At 64.4% G+C, this 22,438-nt stretch carries 19 protein-coding genes; 9 read left to right on the forward strand and 10 right to left on the reverse strand.

What is annotated here, in order from left to right:
* Positions 1 to 3 precede the first annotated feature (3 nt).
* Positions 4 to 2,019: a threonine--tRNA ligase gene (gene thrS, locus DDA93_RS03590; RefSeq protein ID WP_019482450.1), complete on the reverse strand. Its 2,016-nt coding sequence runs from the start codon at positions 2,017 to 2,019 to the stop codon at positions 4 to 6.
* A gap of 127 nt (positions 2,020 to 2,146) precedes the next feature.
* Between thrS and DDA93_RS03595 the strand changes: the two genes are divergently transcribed.
* Positions 2,147 to 2,584 carry a VOC family protein gene (locus tag DDA93_RS03595; RefSeq protein WP_019482451.1) on the forward strand — a complete coding sequence of 146 codons (438 nt, stop codon included), beginning with the start codon at positions 2,147 to 2,149 and terminating at the stop codon, positions 2,582 to 2,584.
* A 158-nt stretch (positions 2,585 to 2,742) separates the two neighbouring features.
* On the forward strand, positions 2,743 to 3,000 hold the full coding sequence (locus tag DDA93_RS03600) for a mycoredoxin (RefSeq protein ID WP_024477474.1): 258 nt from the start codon (positions 2,743 to 2,745) through the stop codon (positions 2,998 to 3,000).
* A gap of 115 nt (positions 3,001 to 3,115) precedes the next feature.
* On the opposite strand, the gene DDA93_RS03605 is transcribed toward DDA93_RS03600, so the two are convergent.
* The gene (locus tag DDA93_RS03605; protein WP_116778096.1) at positions 3,116 to 4,753 is read right to left on the reverse strand and encodes an HNH endonuclease signature motif containing protein; all 1,638 of its coding nucleotides are present in this window, start codon (positions 4,751 to 4,753) and stop codon (positions 3,116 to 3,118) included.
* Positions 4,754 to 5,261: 508 nt separating this feature from the next.
* Here DDA93_RS03605 and DDA93_RS03610 point away from each other — a divergent pair.
* Together DDA93_RS03610 and DDA93_RS03615 are read left to right on the forward strand one after the other, a co-directional pair.
* A complete protein-coding gene (locus tag DDA93_RS03610; protein WP_024477471.1) occupies positions 5,262 to 6,347 on the forward strand; it encodes an S-(hydroxymethyl)mycothiol dehydrogenase in 1,086 nt (361 codons plus the stop codon).
* The gene (locus DDA93_RS03615) at positions 6,347 to 6,976 is read left to right on the forward strand and encodes an MBL fold metallo-hydrolase (RefSeq protein WP_116778097.1); all 630 of its coding nucleotides are present in this window, start codon (positions 6,347 to 6,349) and stop codon (positions 6,974 to 6,976) included. Before DDA93_RS03610 ends, DDA93_RS03615 begins: the two co-directional genes overlap by 1 nt.
* 142 nt (positions 6,977 to 7,118) lie before the next feature.
* On the opposite strand, the gene DDA93_RS03620 is transcribed toward DDA93_RS03615, so the two are convergent.
* Entirely contained in the window at positions 7,119 to 7,883 is a 765-nt protein-coding gene (locus DDA93_RS03620; RefSeq protein WP_116778098.1) for a lipoate--protein ligase family protein, read from the reverse strand.
* Here DDA93_RS03620 and DDA93_RS03625 point away from each other — a divergent pair.
* The 3 genes from DDA93_RS03625 (at position 7,882) to DDA93_RS03635 (ending at position 13,560) form a co-directional block, all read left to right on the forward strand.
* Positions 7,882 to 8,265 carry a DUF2177 family protein gene (locus tag DDA93_RS03625; protein WP_019482457.1) on the forward strand — a complete coding sequence of 128 codons (384 nt, stop codon included), beginning with the start codon at positions 7,882 to 7,884 and terminating at the stop codon, positions 8,263 to 8,265. The genes DDA93_RS03620 and DDA93_RS03625 overlap by 2 nt on opposite strands.
* A gap of 67 nt (positions 8,266 to 8,332) precedes the next feature.
* A complete protein-coding gene (locus DDA93_RS03630; RefSeq protein WP_116778099.1) occupies positions 8,333 to 12,208 on the forward strand; it encodes a Pls/PosA family non-ribosomal peptide synthetase in 3,876 nt (1,291 codons plus the stop codon).
* Complete coding sequence (locus tag DDA93_RS03635) at positions 12,205 to 13,560, forward strand: M1 family metallopeptidase (protein ID WP_116778100.1); 1,356 nt, start codon at positions 12,205 to 12,207, stop codon at positions 13,558 to 13,560. The genes DDA93_RS03630 and DDA93_RS03635 overlap by 4 nt, the downstream gene beginning before the upstream one ends.
* A 50-nt stretch (positions 13,561 to 13,610) precedes the next feature.
* Here the strand turns inward: DDA93_RS03635 and DDA93_RS03640 are convergent, their stop codons facing one another.
* From DDA93_RS03640 to DDA93_RS03650, 3 genes are all read right to left on the reverse strand, one after another.
* Positions 13,611 to 14,642 carry an aldo/keto reductase gene (locus DDA93_RS03640; protein WP_116778101.1) on the reverse strand — a complete coding sequence of 344 codons (1,032 nt, stop codon included), beginning with the start codon at positions 14,640 to 14,642 and terminating at the stop codon, positions 13,611 to 13,613.
* A 74-nt stretch (positions 14,643 to 14,716) separates the two neighbouring features.
* Positions 14,717 to 15,493: a thioesterase family protein gene (locus DDA93_RS03645; protein WP_024477465.1), complete on the reverse strand. Its 777-nt coding sequence runs from the start codon at positions 15,491 to 15,493 to the stop codon at positions 14,717 to 14,719.
* Positions 15,494 to 15,594: 101 nt separating this feature from the next.
* The gene (locus tag DDA93_RS03650; RefSeq protein ID WP_116778102.1) at positions 15,595 to 16,233 is read right to left on the reverse strand and encodes a DNA alkylation repair protein; all 639 of its coding nucleotides are present in this window, start codon (positions 16,231 to 16,233) and stop codon (positions 15,595 to 15,597) included.
* Between the two features lie 246 nt (positions 16,234 to 16,479).
* Between DDA93_RS03650 and DDA93_RS03655 the strand changes: the two genes are divergently transcribed.
* Together DDA93_RS03655 and DDA93_RS03660 are read left to right on the forward strand one after the other, a co-directional pair.
* Positions 16,480 to 17,907, forward strand: coding sequence for a hemolysin family protein (locus DDA93_RS03655; RefSeq protein WP_116778103.1), 1,428 nt, complete (start codon positions 16,480 to 16,482; stop codon positions 17,905 to 17,907).
* A complete protein-coding gene (locus tag DDA93_RS03660) occupies positions 17,904 to 18,914 on the forward strand; it encodes a hemolysin family protein (RefSeq protein ID WP_116778104.1) in 1,011 nt (336 codons plus the stop codon). Before DDA93_RS03655 ends, DDA93_RS03660 begins: the two co-directional genes overlap by 4 nt.
* A gap of 28 nt (positions 18,915 to 18,942) precedes the next feature.
* On the opposite strand, the gene DDA93_RS03665 is transcribed toward DDA93_RS03660, so the two are convergent.
* The 4 genes from DDA93_RS03665 to DDA93_RS03680 form a co-directional block, all read right to left on the reverse strand.
* Positions 18,943 to 19,764: a GAF domain-containing protein gene (locus DDA93_RS03665; RefSeq protein ID WP_019482465.1), complete on the reverse strand. Its 822-nt coding sequence runs from the start codon at positions 19,762 to 19,764 to the stop codon at positions 18,943 to 18,945.
* A 20-nt stretch (positions 19,765 to 19,784) separates the two neighbouring features.
* Positions 19,785 to 20,420, reverse strand: coding sequence for an ECF RNA polymerase sigma factor SigK (gene sigK / locus DDA93_RS03670; RefSeq protein WP_116778105.1), 636 nt, complete (start codon positions 20,418 to 20,420; stop codon positions 19,785 to 19,787).
* Positions 20,421 to 20,567: 147 nt separating this feature from the next.
* A complete protein-coding gene (locus tag DDA93_RS03675; protein WP_019482467.1) occupies positions 20,568 to 20,825 on the reverse strand; it encodes a metal-sensitive transcriptional regulator in 258 nt (85 codons plus the stop codon).
* Positions 20,826 to 20,911: 86 nt separating this feature from the next.
* The gene (locus DDA93_RS03680) at positions 20,912 to 22,438 is read right to left on the reverse strand and encodes a carboxyl transferase domain-containing protein (RefSeq protein WP_116778106.1); all 1,527 of its coding nucleotides are present in this window, start codon (positions 22,436 to 22,438) and stop codon (positions 20,912 to 20,914) included.

The raw sequence follows: 22,438 nt of genomic DNA on the forward strand, positions 1-22,438 counted from the left end.
GTTTTACTTGTCCCGATTCCGGACAGCTTCGACAATGCGTCGGACTGCCTCGTCGACCGGCACCTGGTTGTCCTGGCTGCCGTCCCTGAACCTGAAGGATACGGCCCCGGCGTCCTGGTCGTCACCGCCGGCGATCAGCACAAACGGAACCTTTTCCTTGCTCGCGGTGCGGATCTTCTTGGGGAACCGATCAGTGCCAATGTCCACTTGTGCGCGGATGCCTTCGGCTTTGAGCTTGTCAACGACGTCGAACAGGTACTCGTTGAAGGCTTCAGCGACCGGGATCGCGAGTACCTGGACCGGGGCAAGCCAGGCCGGGAACGCGCCGGCGTAGTGCTCGGTAAGGACACCCATGAACCGTTCGATGGAGCCGAACAGTGCACGGTGGATCATCACTGGTCGCTGGCGGGTGCCATCCGCGGCCTGGTATTCGAGCTCGAACCGCTCCGGCAGGTTGAAGTCCAGCTGGATGGTGGACATCTGCCAGGTGCGACCGATGGCGTCCCGGGCCTGGACAGAAATCTTGGGACCGTAGAACGCCGCTCCGCCGGGATCAGGCCGCAGTTCCAGACCCGAGGCTTCGCCCACCTCGGCGAGGGTCCGGGTAGCTTCCTCCCAGATATCGTCGGAACCTACCGACTTTTCAGGGTTCTTGGTGGAAAGTTCCAGGTAAAAATCATCCAGCCCGTAGTCCTTGAGCAGTCCGAGAACAAAGTTGAGCGTCTCGGTGAGCTCGTCCTTCATCTGTTCGCGGGTGCAGTAGATGTGGGCGTCGTCCTGGGTCATGCCACGGACGCGGGTCAGGCCGTGCACCACACCCGATTTTTCATACCGGTAGACGGAGCCGAACTCGAACATCCGCAGCGGCAGTTCGCGGTAGGACCGACCGCGGGACTTGAAGATCAGGTTGTGCATGGGGCAGTTCATCGGCTTGAGGTAGTAGTCCTGGCCCGGCTTGCGCACCGTGCCGTCCTCATTGAGTTCCTCGTCGACGTGCATTGCCGGGAACATACCGTCGCGATACCAGTCCAGGTGGCCCGACACCTCGTAGAGGTGTCCCTTGGTGATATGCGGGGTGTAGACGAACTCGTAGCCCGCGTCGACGTGACGCTGACGCGAGTAATCTTCCATCGCCTTGCGGATGATTCCGCCCTTGGGGTGGAACACCGGCAGGCCGGAACCGAGCTCATCTGGGAACGAGAACAGGTCCAGCTCGGTGCCGAGTTTGCGGTGGTCGCGGCGCTCGGCTTCGGCGATACGTTCCTGGTAGGCCTTCAGCTCGTCTTTGGTGGGCCAGGCGGTGCCGTAGATGCGTTGCAGCTGCTGGTTCTTTTCGCTTCCACGCCAGTAGGCTGCGGCGGACCGGGTCAGGGCGTACGCGTTCGAAATGAGTTTGGTGTTCGGCAGGTGCGGACCGCGGCAGAGGTCCTTCCAGACGACGTCGCCGCTTTTGCGATCGATGTTGTCGTAAATGGTCAGTTCGCCGGCACCGACCTCGACTGACGCGCCGTCGTCGTCGGTGATATCGCCCGAACCGCCCTTGAGGCCGATCAGTTCCAGCTTGTACGGCTCGTCGGCCATCGCTTCGCGGGCTTCAGCCTCGGTTGCGACCCTGCGAACAAACAGCTGGTTGCTGTTCACGATTTTCAGCATCATCTTCTCAAGCTGCTTCAGATCGTCGGGAGTAAAGGGAGCCTCAACGTCGAAGTCGAAATAGAACCCGTCGGTGATGTACGGGCCGATACCCAGTTTGGCGCCTGGGCGCAGCTGCTGAACGGCCTGTGCCATAACGTGTGCGGCCGAGTGGCGCAGCACTTCCAGACCCTCGGGCGAACCGATCGTGATGGGCTCCACCTGGGCGTCGGCGGGGATTGGCTGATCGAGATCCACCAGTTCCCCATTCACCCGGACGACGACGACGTCGCGGCGTTCGGCGAACAGGTCAACGCCGGAAGTGCCCGTGGTCACCTGGTGCTCTTCGCCGTCGACGATGAGGGTGATATGGGAGGGCGCTGACACAGTGGTCTCCTAGCAAAGGTGGGACGGCGGGTTAACTCTCTGATGGTATCCGCTGTGCTGGACGCGACCAACAACCTTGCAAGCGCGCGCCGGTGCTGAACCGCGAAAGTGTCAGTAGGATCAACTCATGAAACCTCAGGTCTCAGTCATCACGCTGGGCGTCCGCAACCTTGAAACGGCTTACAACTTCTACGCAAAGGCCCTGGGTTGGGACCCTCTGGTTTACGTTCCTGATGAGGTTGCGTTCTTCCAGGTGGGCAATGGTCTGGTGCTGTCTCTCTTCAGGGGTGACCATCTGGCCGCCGAAGCCGGGAATATTGGGCACGGTCCAGTTGCGCCTCCGCTCACCCTGGGTCACAACGTGGATTCCCCCGAAGAGGTGGATACCGTCCTCAATGCCGCTGTTGCCGCAGGAGCAGAACTGATTGCCGAAGGAACCGCGATGAGCTGGGGCGGTTACTCAGGGTATTTCGCGGATCCTGATGGCTTCCACTGGGAGGTCTGCCACAATCCGGGGCTATCAATCGCCGACGACGGCACCGTGTCACTCCGCGAAATCGTCTGACCTGCAGCGACCTGAAATCAGTGTTCTGAGAACACTGTTCGTCCTGCGGAATCTAAATGATTCCGTGCGTGTTGCACACTGTGCAGGGCAAAATCGACCCTGCACCCAACAACTTCAGTTTTCCGTCTGAAGGTTTCGACAACTTACGAAGGAGCACCGTGGACTACACTCCCGATGCCGGCACGATCACCATGTTCTCAACCAGCTGGTGCGGCTACTGCCGTCGACTGAAGAAGCAGCTCGATGCCAAGGGAATCGGCTACACCGAGATCAATATCGAAGAGGTAGAAGGCACCGCAGCACTGGTGGAATCCCTCAACGGGGGCAACCAGACAGTCCCGACGGTGCTTTTCCCCGATGGATCTGCTGCCACCAACCCCTCGGTATCGGACGTTGTGGCTCGTATCGGCGCGTAGCCCGTTCGCATTGCCACCACCCCTGCGTGTCTCCATTCCTCCCAGGACGCCGTCCTGCTCCCTCGGCCTTTCTTAGCGACCGCGCCTGTCTCTCTGCGGCACCTGGCCGCTCTTTTTAGAAGGGTGGTGGATCGGGGAGCGTGGTGTAGGTTTTGCCGGTCAGTGAGGTGGCGGTGAGGATGCCGGGGTCAGGCTGGTGGTAGTGCCAGTAGCCGTCGGTTTTGAGTTTGTGGTGTTTGCGGCAGAGCGCTGCGAGGTTGTCGTAGCTGGTGGTGCCGCCCTGGTGCCAGGGGATCGTGTGGTCGAGATCGCAGGCCGGGGCTGGCCGGTTGCAGCCGGGGTGTCGGCACGTTTTATCCCTGACGAGTATGGTCCGTCGGAGACTTTCCGGGACCGTATACCGTTCCCGGCCGACGCTCAGGACGGTGCCGGTTTCGGGGTGGGTGAGGATCCGGGTGAATCCCTTGGCGTGGGCGGCAAGTTTCCGGGCGGTGTCCGGGTCGATCGGCCCGTACCCGGCGAGGTCGGCTGGTGTGTTACCACCGAGCAGGGTCATCACGGGTACGGTCACGAACACCACCGGGTGCACCCCCAGAACCGCCGCCAAATCCATCCCACCCGCACCGCTGTCTCCCGCACTGCCGTCTCCAGTACCGCCGTCTCCGGTGGTGCTGCCGTCGTGTTCAACGGGGTGGGCGCGGTTGGTTGGACTGGTTGCTGCCGCGCCGGGTTCGCAGTGGTGGGTGAGGAGGTCTCCGAGGAGGTCGGCTTTGAGTTGGGTGAGGGTGCGGTCTTCTTGCGGGTGTTGCAGGGCACGGGCCATGAAGGTGAGCCGGTGTTCGATGCCGCAGGCCTGTTCGGCGGGAAGATAGGCCGAGAACCAGGCCATGCCGTCGTGGGCGGGGGTGAGTTCCACGTGCCGGTCCTCAACGGCCGCGGCCTTGCGGGTGGTGATGGAATCGGGGTGGAGCTTTTCCCGGATCCGGTGGCAGAGGCTTTTCAACCGGGGTGGGGTCAGGTGCGCTCCGCGTTGGAGGACTTGATCCTCGAACCCGGCCAGCACCTCGGCCGGTAGGAACAGGGCTTCGTCGGCGATGATCTGGGCTTGCCGGATAGCGATCACACCCGCGCCCAGGGACTGGAGGGTTTTCGGGAGGTCCAGGGCCAGGGTCAGGCTGTGATCCAGTAACCGGTGGGCGGCCCGCCCGGAAATGTTCAGTAACGGCGCTAGTTCCTCGACGGTGAGGGTGAACCCAAGCCCTGTGCCGATGCCCTGCCGGGACGAGGCCCGGGACGCAGCGAGGCTTTGCACTTCGCGGTGCAGATCAGCGATCAGTTCGGCCTGCCGGGCTGTGGCCCAGGACAGCAACCGATCCGCGGCCAGTAACAGGTCCGAGATCCCCGCCACCGGATCCGACGCTTCGTCAGATGGTCCGTCAGCCGGTCCGTCAGCGGCTTTTCCGGCGGGTTTCTTCGCGGGGACGCGGTTGGCTTCCCAGGGCAGCAACATGGAGACCAGCGATTCGGGGCCGGCCAGTTCCACCTTGGTGGCCGCCGTGTTGGCCGCATACCGGTGGGCCCGGCTGGCCTTCCCGAGTCGCCGCAACACACCGGCCACCTCGCCGGTGCTCCACGACGGATCCATCCCAGCCAACGAAACCGAGTCAACAGAACCCGGGCTAGCCGCACCCAGGCTGGCCGTAAAAACCTCAGCGATGCTGCGGTTCCCGCCGGTATTCTCCTGCTGCTTCATACCTCCATCACATCATCTGCCACTGACATTCTTCGGCGTCAGGCAGGCCGGCAGGACCAACCCGGATTAAGCTCACAGCGAACAGCGTGAACGGTCTCTTCAGGACCCGGCAGGCGAACGCCACGGGGTGCGTACGCCGTCGTTCTCGCAGAATGGCGTGGTCGCAGCCTCCCCGGCCAGACAACCTCCATCGACTAATTTCCGAGCGCCAACCGGTTCTGCCAATTCAACGGTCGTCGCGACCATGTCGTTGCCGGGACAGTCATATCCCGCCTCAGGCAATGCCTCAACATCCCTTCTGATCACTACCTGATCTTCTTCGTAGCTGATCTTTGGCTCCAGCACAGGCCCGGTCACGCCGCCCGAGCAACCTATCCGGGTCACGTCCACCCTAAAACTCGCTGAACTTGCCCAAAGTGGGGGAAAGATCACGTGATTGAGCCACTGTCCGACTCCGTGCCTATGCTTGGGATACCGCCCGGTACCCAACCGAAAGGACCGTGTTGAAATGGCTCATAGAGTCCAAGCCGTAGTTGTCAGGGAAAAGAACGCACCAGCCAGCATCGAGACCATCCTCGTCCCAGATCCGGGACCTGGTGAAGCACTGGTCGATATCCTCACCTGCGGCGTTTGCCATACCGATCTGCACTACAAGCAGGGTGGGATCAGTGACGATTACCCCTTCCTCCTCGGCCACGAAGCCACCGGTGTGGTCAGCGCCGTCGGACCCGACGTTACCCAGGTAGCACCCGGCGACCGCGTCATCCTGAACTGGCGTGCGGTCTGCGGCGAATGTCGTGCCTGCCGTCGCGGTGAAGCGCAGTACTGCTTCAACACCCACAACGCCACCCAGAAAATGACGCTTGAAGACGGCACCGAGCTCTCCCCTGCCCTGGGTATTGGCGCTTTCGCCGAGAAGACTCTCGTCGCTGCCGGCCAGTGCACCAAGGTGGATCCCGAAGCGGATGCGGCCGCCGTCGGCCTCCTGGGCTGCGGCGTCATGGCAGGCATCGGCGCCGCCATCAACACCGGCAACGTGCGCCGGGGCGACTCGGTAGCCGTCATCGGTTGCGGCGGCGTGGGCAGTGCAGCCATCGCTGGCGCCAAGCTCGCGGGTGCGACGACGATTATCGCCGTAGACATCGATGACCGAAAGCTTGAAGCAACCAGGAAACTGGGAGCAACCCACACGGTCAACTCCAAGAACCAGGACGCTGTCGAGGCCATTCAGGCCCTCACCGGCGGCAACGGCGCCAACGTGGTGATCGACGCCGTCGGCCGCCCCGAAACCTACAAACAGGCGTTCTACGCACGCGATCTCGCCGGCACAGTGGTGCTGGTGGGCGTCCCCACCCCTGACATGATGCTGGAACTGCCGCTGCTCGATGTCTTCGGTCGCGGCGGCTCGCTCAAGTCGTCCTGGTACGGCGACTGCCTCCCCTCCAGGGACTTCCCAATGCTGGTCAGCCACTACCAGCAGGGCAACCTGGACCTCGATGCCTTCGTCACCGAACGGATCAAGCTCGACCAGGTTGAAGCCGCGTTCGACAAGATGCACGACGGCTCGGTGCTGCGCTCGGTGGTGGAACTCTGATGGCTGCACGCATTGAACACCTGCTGACCAGCGGAACCTTCTCCCTCGATGGCGGAACCTGGGACGTTGACAACAATGTCTGGATCATCGGCGATGACACCGAATGCATCGTCATCGACCCTGCGCACAACGCTGCAGCGGTGGTGGAACAGATCAATGGGCGACAGGTCCGAGCCATCCTGCTCACCCACGGCCATGATGATCACATCCGCGCCGTCGGCGACGTCTACGACGCTGTCCGGGCGCCCATCCACCTGCATCCGGCCGACCGGATGCTGTGGGACCAGGTCTATCCTGACCCGGCGCCGGACCAGGACATCAACGACGGCGATGAATTCACGGTCGCTGGCGTCACCCTGAAGGCGCTGCACACCCCCGGGCATTCCCCCGGGTCCGTGAGCTTCTACCTCGGAGAGGCCGGCACCGTCTTTACCGGCGACACCCTGTTCCAGGGCGGTCCCGGCGCGACTGGCCGATCCTTCAGCGACTTCCCCACCATCATCGAATCCATCCGTGACCGCCTGCTCAGCCTCCCGGCTGACACGGTGGTTCGCCCCGGGCACGGCGATTCAACGACGGTGGGCGCCGAGGCGCCATCACTTGATGAATGGATTGCGCGCGGCCACTAGATCCTGCGTGCCGCCTAGAGCACAACCAGTACGACGACGACCGCCCCGTGGCCAGCTGGCCGCGGGGCGGTCGCTGGTTAAGACCCCCACCCGAGAGCCGGTGGAAACCGGTGCGATCAGCTCGCAACGGTCGTTCTGGCTGTCAGGATACGCTGGGCTGGACCGCTGTGGAAGTCTCCGACGGCTCAAACCCATATCCCGCGCGGCGATAGGCGGCGAGGACGGCGTCTTCGACGTCGCCGACGGTCAGGCCACTCACCAGGTCATTCGCGGCGCCGGCCGTGGCCGGGTCCCAGTCCAGTCCCATCGCCGCGTACGACGAGGTCAACACTTCCCGGATCGGGGCCGAGTCTTCCACCACAATTACCGAGGAAAAGAGCCAGGCCCCGGCGACCACCCGCTGGGCTGTCCCCACCAGCTTCACGCGCCGACCGTCATCGCCAATACCGTGCACACTGTATTCGCCGGGACAGTACTCGCCGGGAATTTCCCCCACCGCCGCGGTCACTCCCACCGAGCGCAGCGCTGACGCGAGTAGTTCACCGAATCCGGAGAAGCGGTTCCGCGACCCGGCGACGGCGTCAGTCTGCGGCTCGACATGATCGATCACCAGGCAGCCACGATGATAGGCCGCGGCCCTGCCTCCCGCCCGGCGCACGAGCGGCTCAAACCCCAGTGCCCGTGCAGCCTCTTCGGCGGCAGGGAAACCCGGCAACCGGGTGTCGCGTTGCCCGAACGCCACGGTGGGCTCCGGCCGATAGAGTCGCAGCGTAGCGGGACGATCCCCCGCCGCCACAGCGCGCAGCAAGGTGATGCCCTCCGCCAGGTCAGCGGCGGCGCCGGCCGAGGCGGTACGGCGCACCACGAACAGGTCGGCACCGGTCATCTGGGTTAGGCTCCTGTCCATGATCTTCCTGCAGTTTCTGGTTGCCGCAGCGACATTCCTGCTGCTGGACGCCGTGTGGCTCAAATCGATGAGCAAATTTTATCGTCGGCATCTCGGCGACCAGCTTGCCGACAAACCCAATTTTCTCTATGCGGCAGCGTTCTACCTAATCTATGTAGCGGGCATCGTGCTCTTCGCTGTTCAGCCCGCATTGGCCGCCGAGTCATGGTTGGCAGCGTTGGGCTACGGTGGGGCGCTGGGCTTTTTCGCCTATGCGACCTATGACCTCACCAATGCCTCGACACTGAAACGGTGGCCAGCGGTCCTGATCGCCGTGGACCTCGCCTGGGGTGCCGCACTGACCGGCCTGATCACCGTCGTGACGTACCTGGTTTTCGTGTGATTCGGTTTGTGACCGACGACGGCGTGTAGCCGCCACGAGTCCCGATTCCGGATGGGACACTTATCTGGTGACGCCGCATACCCCCCAACTTTCCCGCCGGTCAGCGGCCCCGCAGCCGCGCACCCTGATTGATATCCTCACCGCCACTGCTGACACGTTTCCCGACGCCTCAGCGCTCGACGACGGCACCACCAGCCTCAGTTACGCCGAGTTGCTCTCGAGTGTCAGGGCGATGGGGAAAAAGCTTCACCTGGCCGGGCTGGGTGCTGGCGACCGGATCGGCGTTCGTATTCCGTCCGGAACCGCCGAGCTCTACATCGCCATCCTCGCGATCCTCATGATCGGGGCAGCCTACGTCCCGGTGGACGCCGACGACCCCGACGAACGCGCCAAACTTGTGTTCTCCGAAGCGAAGGTCGCAGGCATCCTGCGCGCGGGGCGCAAACCGGTGGTTCAAAAGGGGCGGAAAGCTCCTTTCCCTGCACCGAGGATGCCGACCCCCGACGACGACGCCTGGATCATTTTCACCTCCGGCTCCACCGGAACACCCAAGGGTGTTGCAGTGTCGCACCGCTCGGCGGCGGCGTTTGTCGACGCCGAGGCCCGTTTGTTCCTGCAGGCCGAGCCGGCGGGCCCCACCGACCGGGTCCTCGCCGGACTCTCCGTCGCCTTCGACGCCTCCTGCGAGGAGATGTGGCTGGCCTGGCGCAACGGCGCCTGCCTGGTGCCGGCCCCGCGTGCCCTGGTGCGTTCGGGCATGGATCTCGGTCCGTGGCTGATCACCCACGGCATCACCATGGTTTCGACGGTTCCTACCCTTGCCGCCCTGTGGCCGGTCGAATCTCTCGAAGCCGTCAGACTGCTGATCTTCGGCGGAGAGGCCTGCCCACCCGAGCTCGCAGCAAGGCTGGCGACCGAGGACCGGGAGCTGTGGAACACCTACGGCCCCACGGAGGCGACCGTCGTCGCCTGTGCCGCTCTGCTCGGCGGTCCAGGACCGGTGCGCATTGGGCTCCCCCTGGACGGCTGGGATCTCGCCGTCGTCGACAGTTCAGGTATTCCGGTGGCCGCCGGCGAGGTCGGTGAGCTGATTATCGGCGGGGTTGGGCTGGCCCGCTACCTCGATCCGCAGAAGGACAAGGAAAAATACGCTCCCATGCCGTCGCTGGGTTGGGACCGCGCCTATCGCAGCGGGGACCTGGTCAGGTTTGACCCGGTGGGGCTCGAATTTATGGGACGCGCCGATGAACAGGTGAAGCTCGGCGGCCGACGGATCGAACTCGGCGAAGTCGACGCCGCCCTGCAGTCCTTGCCCGGCGTCGCAGGTGCCGCAGCCGCAGTGCAGACCACCGCCGCCGGCAACCAGATACTGGTGGGCTATCTCGTCGCCGCCGGAGCACCGCTGGACCTGCCGGAGCTGCGCTCCGAGCTTGCTGGTTCGCTGCCCGCGGCGCTGATTCCGATGCTGAGCGAAACCGATTCCCTGCCGACCAAAACCAGCGGAAAGGTGGACCGGTCGGCGCTCCCCTGGCCCCTCGCCCAGCACAACGACGACGACGCCCCGGCCCTCGACGACGAAGCCCAGTGGGTGGTGGACCAGTGGACGGCAGTACTCGGCGTCCCGGCGTCGGGATTGGATGCGGACTTCTTCGCCCACGGTGGCGGCAGCCTGTCTGCGGCGCAGCTGGTGTCCGCCCTGCGGCAGCAGTATCCGACGGTCACGGTTGCCGACATTTACGCCCACCCGCGGGTGGGCGCGTTGATTGACATGGTGAAAGGATCGGAACCGGTCGGCGGCACGATCAGGATTGAGCGGAACGTCGCCCGCACCACCCGCAAAGCCCAGATCTTCCAGACGCTGATGGGCATTCCCCTCTTCATGCTGGTGGGGATGCGCTGGCTGACCTACCTGATGATCATCAATCAGGTTCTCGTGATCTCCGGGATCGCAGCGACAACCACGCTGTCCTGGGGGTGGATCCTTGCCAGCTGGATCGTGTTCGTCAGCCCGCTGGGGCGGATGGGGATTTCGGTTATCGCCGCGAGGATCCTGCTACGCGGGGTCCAGCCGGGAAGCTACCCCCGCAGCGGCAGGGTGCACCTGAAACTCTGGCTTGCCGAACAAATCGCGGACATGGCAGCCGCAGTCAGTCTTGCCAGCGCACCGTGGGTCACCTACTACGCCCGGGCGCTGGGGGCAAAGATTGGGCGCGACGTCGACCTCCACTCGGTCCCCCCGGTCACCGGAATGCTTCATCTGGGCAGCGGCAGCTCCGTCGAACCTGAGGTGGACCTTTCGGGCTGGTGGATTGATGGCGACCTGGTCCACATCGGCAGGATCAGCGTCGGGGAGCGAGCCCTCATCGGCACCAGGAGCACGCTGATGCCCGGCACCCGGGTGGGCGCCGACTCACAGGTTGCCCCGGGTTCGGCGGTCCTGGGCAAGGTACGTCCCGGCCAGCAGTACGCTGGGTCCCCTGCCACCCGGATCGGCAAAGCCAAGCCCATCTGGCCCGATGCTCCGGCGTCGTCGCCGTCGGTCACCCTCAGCTTCCCGGCATTCGCCGCCGCCTCGGGCATCCTCTCGGGCATTCCCTATCTGGCCGCCGCCATTGCTGCCCTGCCGATCCTCGCCGCCCTGCGCGGCACCGCAGGACTGTCCGACGCCCTGCCACAACTCGCCTGGTCGGTGCCCATCGCTGGCCTGCTCTGGTTTGTGGCAACGATGATCCTGATCCTGGCAGCCGTCAGACTGCTCGGGATCGGGCTGCGGGAGGGGTATCATCGGGTCCGGAGCCGTGTGGGCTGGCAGGTCTGGGCCACCGAACGAGTCCTTGACCTGGCCCGCGATCTGCTCTTCCCCGTGTACGCGAGCCTGTTCACGCCGGTGTGGCTGCGACTTCTTGGCGCTACGGTCGGCAAGAACGTCGAGATTTCGACTGTGCTGTTGGTTCCGAAAATGACCACCATTGGCGACGGCGCTTTCCTCGCCGATGACACGATGGTCGCATCCTACGAACTCGGTGGGGGCTGGATGAAGGTGGCGCCGGCGAAAATCGGTAAGCGAGCGTTCCTCGGCAATTCGGGGATGACCGCCGCGGGCCGCCGGGTACCCAAAAATTCGCTGGTGGCGGTGCTGTCCGCCACCCCCGCCAAGGCCAAAGCCGGTACGTCCTGGTTGGGAAGCCCGCCGGTCCGGTTGCGCCGCACCCAGATGGAAGCCGATCAGACCCGAACCTTCGACCCACCACGACGGTTGAAGGTGGCAAGGGGAGCATGGGAGGTGTGCCGGCTCGCCGCAACGCTGCTGACCGTGGTGATCGCCGTGCTGGTGCTCGTGGGGCTCGACGCCATTGCCGGGCAGTGGGGCTACCTGGTTGCTGCACTCCTCGGCGGGCTGGTCATGATGACGGCCGGGACGGTGGCGGCCGTCAGCGCGGTCGCCGTCAAATGGTTGCTGGTCGGCCGAATCAGTGCGGGTGAACACCCCCTCTGGAGTTCGTTCATCTGGCGGAACGAGGTTGTCGACGCCTTCATCGAAACGGTTACCGCCCCCTGGTTTGCCCGGGCGGCCAGCGGCACTCCCGCACTCGTCTGGTGGTTAAGGGCCCTGGGAGCCAGGATCGGCCACGGCGTGTGGTGCGAAAGCTATTGGCTGCCGGAAGCCGACCTGGTAACCCTTGGTGACAGCAGCACAGTCAATCGCGGGTGCGTCATCCAGACCCATCTCTTCCATGACCGGGTGATGTCCATGGACACCGTAACCTTGAAGGATGGCGCAACCATGGGACCCCACGGAGTGATACTTCCTGCCGCCTGCCTGGCTAGCGGATCGACGGTTGGACCGGCGTCGCTGGTAATGCGCGGCGAGACAGTGCCAGCGGGAAGCTACTGGATCGGCAACCCGGTCAGCCCGTGGAAAAGCCCGGCGGTAGCCCCATGAGGGAAGCCATCAAAAGCGTCGTCGCGCGCGTAGGTGACACGCTCGACCCCTACACCCCCGGGCACGGGTCCGCCGACTGGGCCGCCCTGCACTACGACCTTGACCTTGACTACCGGCTGGCGAGCAACCGACTGACCGCCCGCGCCGTCATCACCGGCCGCGCCGCCGGTCCCTCGTCCCAGTCATTGGAGCGGATTGAGCTGGACCTGGCGGGTTTGAAAGTCACCAAGGTGACCCTGAGCGGCGGCCAGGTCCAGCGCTTCAGCACGCGAGGATCCCGGCTGATCGTCACCCCGGGTGAACCCATCGGCGGGGGTCAGGAATTCACCCTCGACATCAAGTACGGCGGAAACCCCAAACCCACCAGAAGCACCTGGGGCGAGGTGGGCTGGGAGGAGCTCACTGACGGCGTCCTCGTTGCCGGGCAGCCCACCGGCAGCCCGTCCTGGTTCCCGTGCAATGACCATCCCAGCCACAAAGCCACCTACCGGATGGCTGTCACCACCGACGCGAACTACCGCGCCATCTGCAATGGCCGGCTGGTATCCCATACGCCAAAAGCGAGTCGCGGCACCTGGGTGTATGACCAGCCAGAGCCGATGGCCACGTATCTGGCCACAGTCCAGATTGGCCGCTACCAGTTGGAGCGGTCCAGCACCACCCCCGTGCCGCAGTTCACTGCCGCACCCGTGGGCCTGCGGGACGCGGCACGCCGCGCACTCTCGCGTCAGCACGAGATGATCAGCGCCTTCACCGAACTCTTCGGCCCTTATCCGTTTGATGCGTACACCGTGGTGGTAGCTGACGATGTACTGGAGATTCCGTTGGAAGCGCAGTCGTTGTCGATTCTGGGCAGTAACCATCTCACCACCGAGTGGGAATCTCAGCGGCTCATCGCCCACGAACTGTCCCACCAGTGGTTCGGTAACTCCCTGACGGTGAGTGCCTGGCAGGATATCTGGCTGCACGAGGGCTTCGCCTGCTACGCCGAATGGCTGTGGTCAGAAAGGTCGGGGTCCCTTTCCACTTCGCAGCGGGCCACCGAGGCGTGGCGTGCGCTCGCCACAGAACCGGAGGATCTGATCATTGGTGATCCCGGCGGCTCGGACATGTTCGACGACCGGGTTTACAAACGCGGCGCCCTGGCGCTCCACGCCTTGAGGACCGCCGCCGGCGACGAGCTCTTTTTCGGAATGCTTCGCGACTGGACCGCCCGGTTCAGGCACCAGCACGTCAGTACTGCCGACCTCATCGAGCTGGCCGATGAGAGCTGCTCCACGGTCCCCGGCTTCGACGCGGCAGCCCTCCTCCAGCCGTGGCTGTACCAGCCGGAGCTGCCAAACCTGCCCTGAAGCCCGCCCTGCCGGTTGACCATCCCGGCAGGGCGGGCTTCGTCGGGTGGTTAGCGCCCGCCGTCAATCTTGCGGCTGCGCTGCTCCTGGCCCGGCACACCGTAGGGGTAGTCGGAGACCTCCGGTGCGCTGACCGTTGAAAGCCTGTCGACCTCGGCGGCGCTCAGGGTCACCGAGTCGGCGCCCAGGTTGTCGGTGAGCTGATCGGTGTTCCGTGCCCCCAGGATGACCGAGGTGACAGCTGGCTGCTGGGCCACCCAGGCGAGGGCCACCTGCGATGCCGTGACCTCCCGCTCAGCTGCAATCTCTACGACGCTGTCAATAATGCGCCAGGTGCGCTCCTTGGCGTTGCGTTCCTTCCAGGCTTCCATGCCGCGCTCGGGGTTCTCGCCCAGCCGCGTCTCGCCGGTGGGAGAGGTATCCCGCTGGTACTTTCCGGTAAGCCAGCCACCGCCCAGCGGCGACCAGGGCAGGAGGCCGATATCGGCGTCGAGCGCTGCCGGAACAATTTCCGACTCGATCTCGCGGACCAACAGACTGTACTGGGGCTGCAGGGTGACCGGTGCGTTCCAGCCGTGGGCCTTGGCCAGCCAGACGGCCTTGGTCATTTGCCAGCCGGAATAGTTGGAGAATCCGTAGTAGCCGATCTTGCCGTTGCGGATCGAATCCTCGAGGAAACCCAGGGTCTCCTCCAGCGGGGTGAGTGGATCCCACGAATGCACCTGGTACAGGTCAATGTGGTCGACGCCCAGCCGGGCCAGTGAGTCGTCCAGCGCCCGGCGCAGGTGACGGCGGGACAGGCCAATATCGTTGACGCCATCTCCCATCGGGAAACGTCCCTTTGACGCGAGGACCATCTGGTCGCGCTCCGTGGGGTTCTTGGCCAGCCAGGAACCGATGATCCTCTCGGACGCGCCAGCTGTGTACACGTCGGCGGTGTCGATGAAGTTGCCGCCAGCCGCCGCGTAGGCGCTGAGGACCTGGTGGGAAGTCGCTTCGTCGGCCTCCGCGCCGAAGGTCATCGTGCCCAGGGCGTACGCCGACACTGCAGTGCCGCTGTTGCCAAGCTTGCGGTATTCCATCGTGCTGCTCCTTTGAATCGACAGGTATAACTCGTATCAACCCTAGTTGCAGTGCGGCCGTTGACAGGGCGTCGTTACAGCTTCCGGATGGTGAGGATCTGCTCAGCCCGGCCGAAGGGACCCGTGGTGTCATGCAACACCGCGGAGGTCAGCCCAATCCCGTCAGCACCGAAACTGACGCTCGTCTCCAGGCCCAGCCACTCCCCCGCCGGTTCGCGGTACAGGTGGACCTGCAGGTCAAGGTTGGGGAACATCCAGCTGCCCGGTCCGGGAGGAACCCGTGCCGACACCCCGTTCGCTGTATCAATCAGGCCGATCAGCCGCACCAGATCAGCTGTCGGAGTGCCTTCAACCATCTGATGTGGGGTACGCAACCAGACCCGGCCCCGGCCCGGGCGATGACCCTCGACGACCCGAAACTCCAGGGACTCGATAAATCCCCCGGGCCAGGCGGTCATGTCCGCAAAGGGGCCCGCCTGGTCAGGGCCGGGCATAGGTGCGTCCTCGATTGCCGCAACCGCCGCACTGTCGGCCTTCGCCAGGCGCCAGGCTTTGGCACGGATCACCGTCCGTCCGCCGGAGACCATCTCCGCTTCCAGCAGTTCGATGGTCTTGCCCGGTCTGATGACCTTGACCAGCACATCGAACGTGCCCCCGGGGATCATGCCAAGGATGTCGAAGCTGAGTCGCGCCATCCGCAGGTCAGGTCGAGGACTGCACTGCTCGAGGCAGTGAGCCAGCAACCCGGCCGCTGGCGCCATGTGTTGTTCTTCGGGGTTCCAGGCACCCTGCGCGTGGATGGTGGATTCGAAACTGCCTTCGCCCAGCGGGCGATAGTAGGAAGCTGGCATGAAGGAGCACCTTTGCTGGACTGCGGTGGGTGGCTGGCCCCAACCCGGGGCCGCCGCAGCACCAGTCTATGACGCGTTCCGCGGCTGTTGCGGTGGGCGCGCTACACCGGTGGCACGGCCAGTTCCGGGCGGGCTGTGGCCAGTTCCCTGGCGATCAGCTCGATTGCCTCGCCGACGACGTCGCGCCCGGCCCCCTCACGGTTTGCTGCTCTCGCGGCTTTGACCCGCCGCACCAGGCCGTCCCAGTCGCCACCGCCGGTACGCAAGGGGCGGAGCGACGAGAGGAGCGCCGCCCGGCCGAGCCGGGGGTCGACGTCGGTCGCCCACCGGTCCAATATCACTGCTGCACGGTCCCCGTCCCGTTGGTTCAGCCGGTCGGTCAACGGACCCACCACGTCGATGGCCAGCGGATCGACCAACTCCGGCCTGCCCCCCTGCCGCAGAAATCCCTCCACCCGGGTCAGGTCTGTCACCTGAAGGAGTGCCAGTCTCGACTGCAGCACCACGATGGCCGCCAACCGGCGTTCAAACACCGCTACCGCCCACAGCTCCGAACTGAGCGCCAGCACGGCGTCGTGCTCCATCCCGCGGTAGCGGCGGAGGGCATCCCGGACGGCGCCCCGGACCGCGCCTACCGACGCCCCATAAATCCGCAGGCCCCCGCTACCCCGATCGTCGGCCCGCTCCCACGACGCCTCGCGCTGCAGCGCGGTGTCGATGAACTGCCCCGCCTCACTCACAGTCCTATTCTTCCCTGCTCCGGCGGAAGGCCGAACGCGGTCGCCGTGTGGCAGGCTACTGATCGTCGCAGGACTCTCGGTATAGTGGGTCATGTCAATATTTCCAAGACTGCTAAAGGTGCTGGTCTAACTGCGTACGCAACCGGGGTCCTCTGATGACCCCAGTCATTGTTGTTCTTTCAATCTGAATCCTGAATCAAGTCTCGGCCGTGGGTTCACGCCGGCCGACTGCGGGGGATCAACTAAATGACGATCACCCTGCTCACCCTCTTACTGGGCATCATCATCATCCTCGCCATCATTGCCGCCAACGGCTATTTCGTGGCCCAGGAATTTGCCTACATGTCGGTCGACCGGACCAAGCTTGCGGTCCTGGCCGAAGCCGGCGACGTCTCCGCCCAACGGGCCCTGAAGGTCACCAAGCGAACGTCCTTCATGCTGTCGGGCGCCCAACTGGGCATCACCGTCACCGGTCTGCTGATTGGTTACGTGGCAGAACCGCTGGTCGGTGAGTCACTGGGTGTCCTGCTCGGCGGGGCCGGAGTGCCGGCCGCCCTGGGTATCTCAATCGGCACGGTACTGGCCCTCGTTGTTGCGGCAGTTGTCCAGATGATCTTCGGTGAGCTGTATCCGAAAAACCTGGCCATCGCCAATGCTGAGCCGCTGGCCCGCGGACTGGCTCGCTCAACCACGATCTACCTTGCCGCGTTCGGCTGGCTGATCACGATCTTCGACCACTCGGCCAACGCCCTGCTGCGGCTCGTCCGGGTTGAACCAGTCCACGACGTCGATACCACCGCAACTGCGAAGGATCTGGACCGCATTGTGGCCGATTCCCGCCAGAGTGGTGACCTGCCCGAAGAACTGTCGATGCTGATCGACCGTATCCTCGACTTCCCCGACCGGGATATTGAGCACGCGATGATTCCGCGGTCACAGGTTGGCACCGTCGGGCCCGAGGCAACGGTGGGCTATGTGCGCACCCTGATGGCCGATGCCCACACCCGCTATCCCGTGGTGTCCGAAACCGAGGAACCCCTCGGCGTCGTCCAACTCGCGGATATTCTGCCGGCAAGCATCAGCGACGACACCCTGGTGACGGCGGTCATGCACCCGCCGCTGGTGCTGCCGACCCTGATGTCCCTGCCCAATGCGCTGGAGCAGCTGATGAACTCCCGCAACGAGCTTGCCTGCGTGATCGATGAGTATGGCGGCTTCACCGGCGTCATCACCGTCGAGGATCTCGCAGAGGAACTCGTCGGTGAACTCACCGACGAGCACGACGACGAAGCACCACCCACGATCGAGTCCGAAGAGGACTTCATCTGGCGGATGAGTGGTGACGTGCACGTCGATGAGGTGGAGCGCGCTATCGGGCACGAACTGCCCGAAGGCGACTACGAGACGATCTCGGGTGTGCTGATCGCCGTTCGCGGCGAACTGCCGGCCGTCGGCGAAACAGTCACTGTGGTTCTCCCCGACGATCCCCGCGACCTGGTCGAGGATGAGCCCGTCCGCCGTGTGCTCGACGTCGAAGTCCTCGAAGTAACCCGGCATGTACCGAGCGAGTTGCTGGTGCGGCTGATCGAGCTCACCCCAGAGAACGCCGACGCCGGTGAGCGCGCTGAGCGCCGCACCGACGCAGCTGATGAAACCAGTGAGGAAACCCGATGATCGTAACCCTGGTAACGGTGCTACTCATCGTCCTTAGTGCATTCTTCGTCGTGATCGAATTCGCCCTGTTGGGTGCACGCCGCTATCGGCTTGAGGCCGAGGCGGCCAACAACCGTTCAGCGCGTGCCGCGCTGCGGGGTATCAACGAACTCACCATCATGCTTGCGGGTGCCCAGCTGGGCATTACCGCCTGCACGTTTGCTCTCGGCGCGATCACCAAACCGGCTGTTGATGCCTGGCTGGGTCCGGTACTCGCATCCTGGGGCATCCCGGAGGCAATAGCCGGCGGTACAGCGTTTGGGCTGTCCCTCCTGTTTGTGACCTTCCTTCACCTCGTCGTAGGAGAAATGGCGCCCAAGTCGTGGGCCATTGCCCACCCCGAGCGGTCTGCCAAGCTCATCGGACTGCCGTCACGCGGCTTCATTTGGCTCGTCCGGCCTCTGCTGGTCTGGGTCAATGCCATCGCGAACCGCCTCGTCGCTGCCAGCGGTGTCACACCTGTGAACCGGGCTGCGGCCGGCGGGTTGGACGCCGGGTCGATTCGTCACCTGGTCGAGCATTCCGCTGCAACTGGGGCACTCGAGGCGTCCTACCAGACGCAACTGTCGGGTGCGCTGGAACTGGAAAGCCTCACGGTTCGCTCACTCATCGCTCCCGGCGGCGCACCCACGGTGGTGCCGGACACTGCCACGATGGCCGATGTCCAGGAAGCGGCGGCGCGGTCGAAGCACCTCCGCATCCTGGTGCAGGGCGACGCCGGTACTCCTCCCGGGGTGATCCACGTTCGGGACACGCTCCTCGAGCCAGCGGATCGCCAGGTCCGTGAGCTGGCCGGTGCAGCCTTCCTGCTGGAGGCCGATGTTCCGGTCTATGAGGCGTTGGCTCAGATCCGGAGCGCGAGTGTTCAGCTTGCCGCCGTGATGGACGATGGCAAGTTCATCGGCGTCATTACGCTGTCTGATGTCATGCGGCGGGTTCTGCCCATGTCGATGACTCCCGCGAAGTAGCCCGGACAGGCTGTTGGCCGCTGGAGTCCTAGGACCGATTCATCTCCATCTGGTTCTGGGCTTCGGCGGCCAACTGCTTTAAGGCCAGCTCATCGGCCGCCGAGAAGTCTCGCGGACGGTCATCGATGATGCACAGCGTGCCGACCGGCCAACCACCGGGGCCACGCAGCGCATATCCTGCATAAAACCTGATGTGCGGTTTCAGTTGCACCAGTGGATTGTTCCGGAATTTGCTGTCCGCCAGCGCATCACGCACCACCATCACCCGTTCGCTGCGAATGGTCTGGTCACAGAAGGAAATCCGGCGCGGGACATTCTCACCGATGGGACCCGTCACCGATTTGATGAACTGGCGGTGCTGGCCGATCAGGGCAATCGAGGCAGAGCTGACACCAAACTGCTCTTGTGCCCGTCGGGTGATCCGGTCGAATCGCTCCTCGGGAGCCGACCCCATCAGCCCGGTCCGATGCAACGACTGTAGCCGCAGCGATTCGGCCTGGTTGACTGGGAACAGGGCAGCCGCCGTCGTCGTCAGGCGTCGCAGCGCTGGATCGGTCAGGCTTTCGAAGCTGCTTTCGGTGGGGACACCTGTGGCGAGGGAAACGTCGTCGGTTGTGTACGCCGCACGGCGCACTGGTGAATCCTTGTCATCGAGCATCTCGTTAATTGCGTGGGAGACCATGTCCCGCTGGAATTGCTCGAGCTGCATCAGGCCGTGAATGTACGCCTTGAACTCGACGATGTCGCAGGTGCCACCGATTTCTGTGTAGTTGTCCCAGACCGAGTTGAGGTCAAGCCCGGACGTCATGACGGCCAGGCGCGTGAACCACTGTTGAAGGTATGGGTCCATAAGGTTGTCTTTCTTCCTGCTCACCGGGAGAGGGCGTCGTAGCCGTCGGCTTCCATGGCGTCCCGCAGGCGGGTCAGCCCTGCCTGAATCCGCGATTTGGCGGTGGGAAGCTTGATCTGTAGCGTCTCAGCGACTTCGACATAGGTCATTCCGCCGTAGTAGGCCAGGCTGATGGCCTCTGCCTGCCGGTCGGTGAGGGATCCAAGACACTTTCTGACGCTCTCTGACATCAGGGTGTGGTGCACCGTTTCTTCAACGCTGTCCGGTCGGACTGCCGCTGACCGCAGGCTGTACGCCGCGTCACGTCCGGCAGAACTTTGCTCGCTACGCACCCGGTCGACGGCGCGCCGGTGAGCGAGGGTCAAAATCCAGCTTTGGGGAGAGCCTCGATCGGCGTCGAACTGGCCCGACGACGCCCACAGCATCAGATACACCTCCTGCACCACTTCCGCCGCAATTGCTGCATTTTGGATCACCCGCAGCACCAGCCCGTAGACCCGTTTGCAGGTCTGCCTGTACAGGGCAGCGAAAGCCTCCTGATCTCCATCAGCGGTGCGGCCGAGAAGGTCTACCAGGGAGGGACTCTGGACGGCATCCTGCTGGACGGAATCCTTAACGCGAGGATCGACCGGACCGAGCCTATTGCTGTGGGACATGAAACCTCACCGTTGAGTCAGTGTGGGGGTCGAGACCGGGCAGCGCGAGAGCTCTGCGGCGCCCCGCACGGACCGAACTATGCCATCCAAACCGCCCGCCCGCAATAGCGGACGGCCCCCGGGGCGCCGTGTGACGTTCAGGGCCGGTTAGGCGAGGGACAGGAACAACTTTTCGAGATCTTTTTTGTCCATGGTGGCGTCGTCGCTGGTAAGACATTGCTCCAGCCCGGTGGCAATGATCGCGAACCCTGCACGGTCCAAAGCCTTCGACACGGCAGCCAACTGGGTGATGACGTCCTTGCAGTCTTTACCCTCCTCAAGCATGCGGGTCACAGCAGCCAATTGGCCCTGCGCGCGCTTGAGGCGGTTGATGACTGGGGTCAGCTCTGAGGTGTCGAGTTGCATGGTCGTCTCCAGATTGTGGGTGTCGATTCAGCGTACCCCACCGGGTGTTTCCCACCGCACTTGAGAAGCGTACCCAGGCGTCCCTGCTAACCCGTCGGAGCAGTCAATCGGGGCCCCAGATCGCGATACTTGGCGGTCCGCCGGGTCAGGAGGGTGTCAATGGATTCCCCTGCCAGAGACGACAGCTCGTACTCGATAGCTGCTCCCATCCGGAGGCAAAACGCCTTGGCTTCCTCGGCGGCGTCATCGCGCTCGTCCACCAGGTGGTCGACCAGCCCGTTGGCATGCAACGACGCTGCATTGACCCCTTGCGCTTCGGACAGCGCCGGCGCGAACTCGGTGCTCCGGTGCATGATCGCGCTGGCCCCCTCGGGTGGCAGCGGTGACAGCCAGGCGTGGTGGGCGGCGATGGTGCGGTCCGCAGGGAGGAGCGCCAGCGCTCCCCCGCCGGCGCCCTGTCCGAGCAGCACCGAAACCGTTGGTGACTGCAAGCCGATGAGGTCGTAAAGCGATCGGGCGATTTCGCCCGCAAGACCACCCTCCTCCGCCTCTCTGGACAGTGCGGCGCCAGCGGTATCAATCACGGTCAGCAAGGGCAGGCCAAGTTCTTCGGCCAGTTTCATGCCTCGTCGCGCCTCGCGCAGCGACGCAGGACCCATTGAGCTTTCCGGTGCCACCCGGGACCTGTTATGGCCCAACACCACGCACGATTGGTGGCCGAAACGGGCAAGCGCCAACTGGAGACCGGGGTCCTTTTCGCCCTGGCCAGTGCCGTTGAGCGGCAGTACATCCTGGGCGGCCCAGCTGAGCAGTCTTCGCAGATCGGGGCGACGCCGGTTGCGGGAAATCTCGATGGAGGTCCAGGCGTCCACCGGGGAGGGTACGACGTCGAGGGTCGCCGGAGGTGGCACCGGTGCTGTTGCTTGCTGCGTCAGAACGTTCAGCGCGCGGTCAACGATTTCGGGGAGCAGCTCCGGAGGGACGACCGCATCAATGAGCCCCTTGTCGTACAGGTTCTCGGAGATCTGCACGTTCTCGGGGAACGGGGTGCCATACAGCGCCTCGTAGACCCGCGGGCCAAGGAAGCCGAGCAACGCGCCAGGTTCAGCGACGGTCACGTGGCCGAGGGAGCCCCAGGACGCCATGACGCCGCCGGTGGTCGGGTGCCGCAGATACACCAGGTACGGCAACCGCGCCCGCCGGTGGGTGCGCACGGCAGCCGAAATCTTCACCATCGACAGGAACGCGAGGGTGCCCTCCTGCATCCTGGTGCCGCCGGATGCGGGCCCGGCGAGCAACGGAAGTTCCTCCCGGGTGGCCCGTTCGACTGCCTCGACAATCCGATTGGCGGCCGCCAGCCCGATGGAACCGGCAAGGAACCGGAACTCGGAGACGATCACTGCCACGCGGCGGCCGCGGATCAGGCCCTCGCCGGTGATGACCGACTCGTCCACGCCGCTCTTCTCCCGGGCGGCCTGCAGCTCCCGCTCGTACCCCGCGTCCGGGTGCGGGCCGGGCACAGGTTTATCCCAGGCGGTGAAGGTACCCGGATCAAGAACCACGTCAATCAGTTCCGCTGCCGTGAGATGGCGCACCGGCTGGGTCGTCGTCAT

The sequence above is a fragment of the Arthrobacter sp. Bz4 genome (assembly GCF_003075455.1).
Lineage (GTDB): Bacteria > Actinomycetota > Actinomycetes > Actinomycetales > Micrococcaceae > Arthrobacter_D.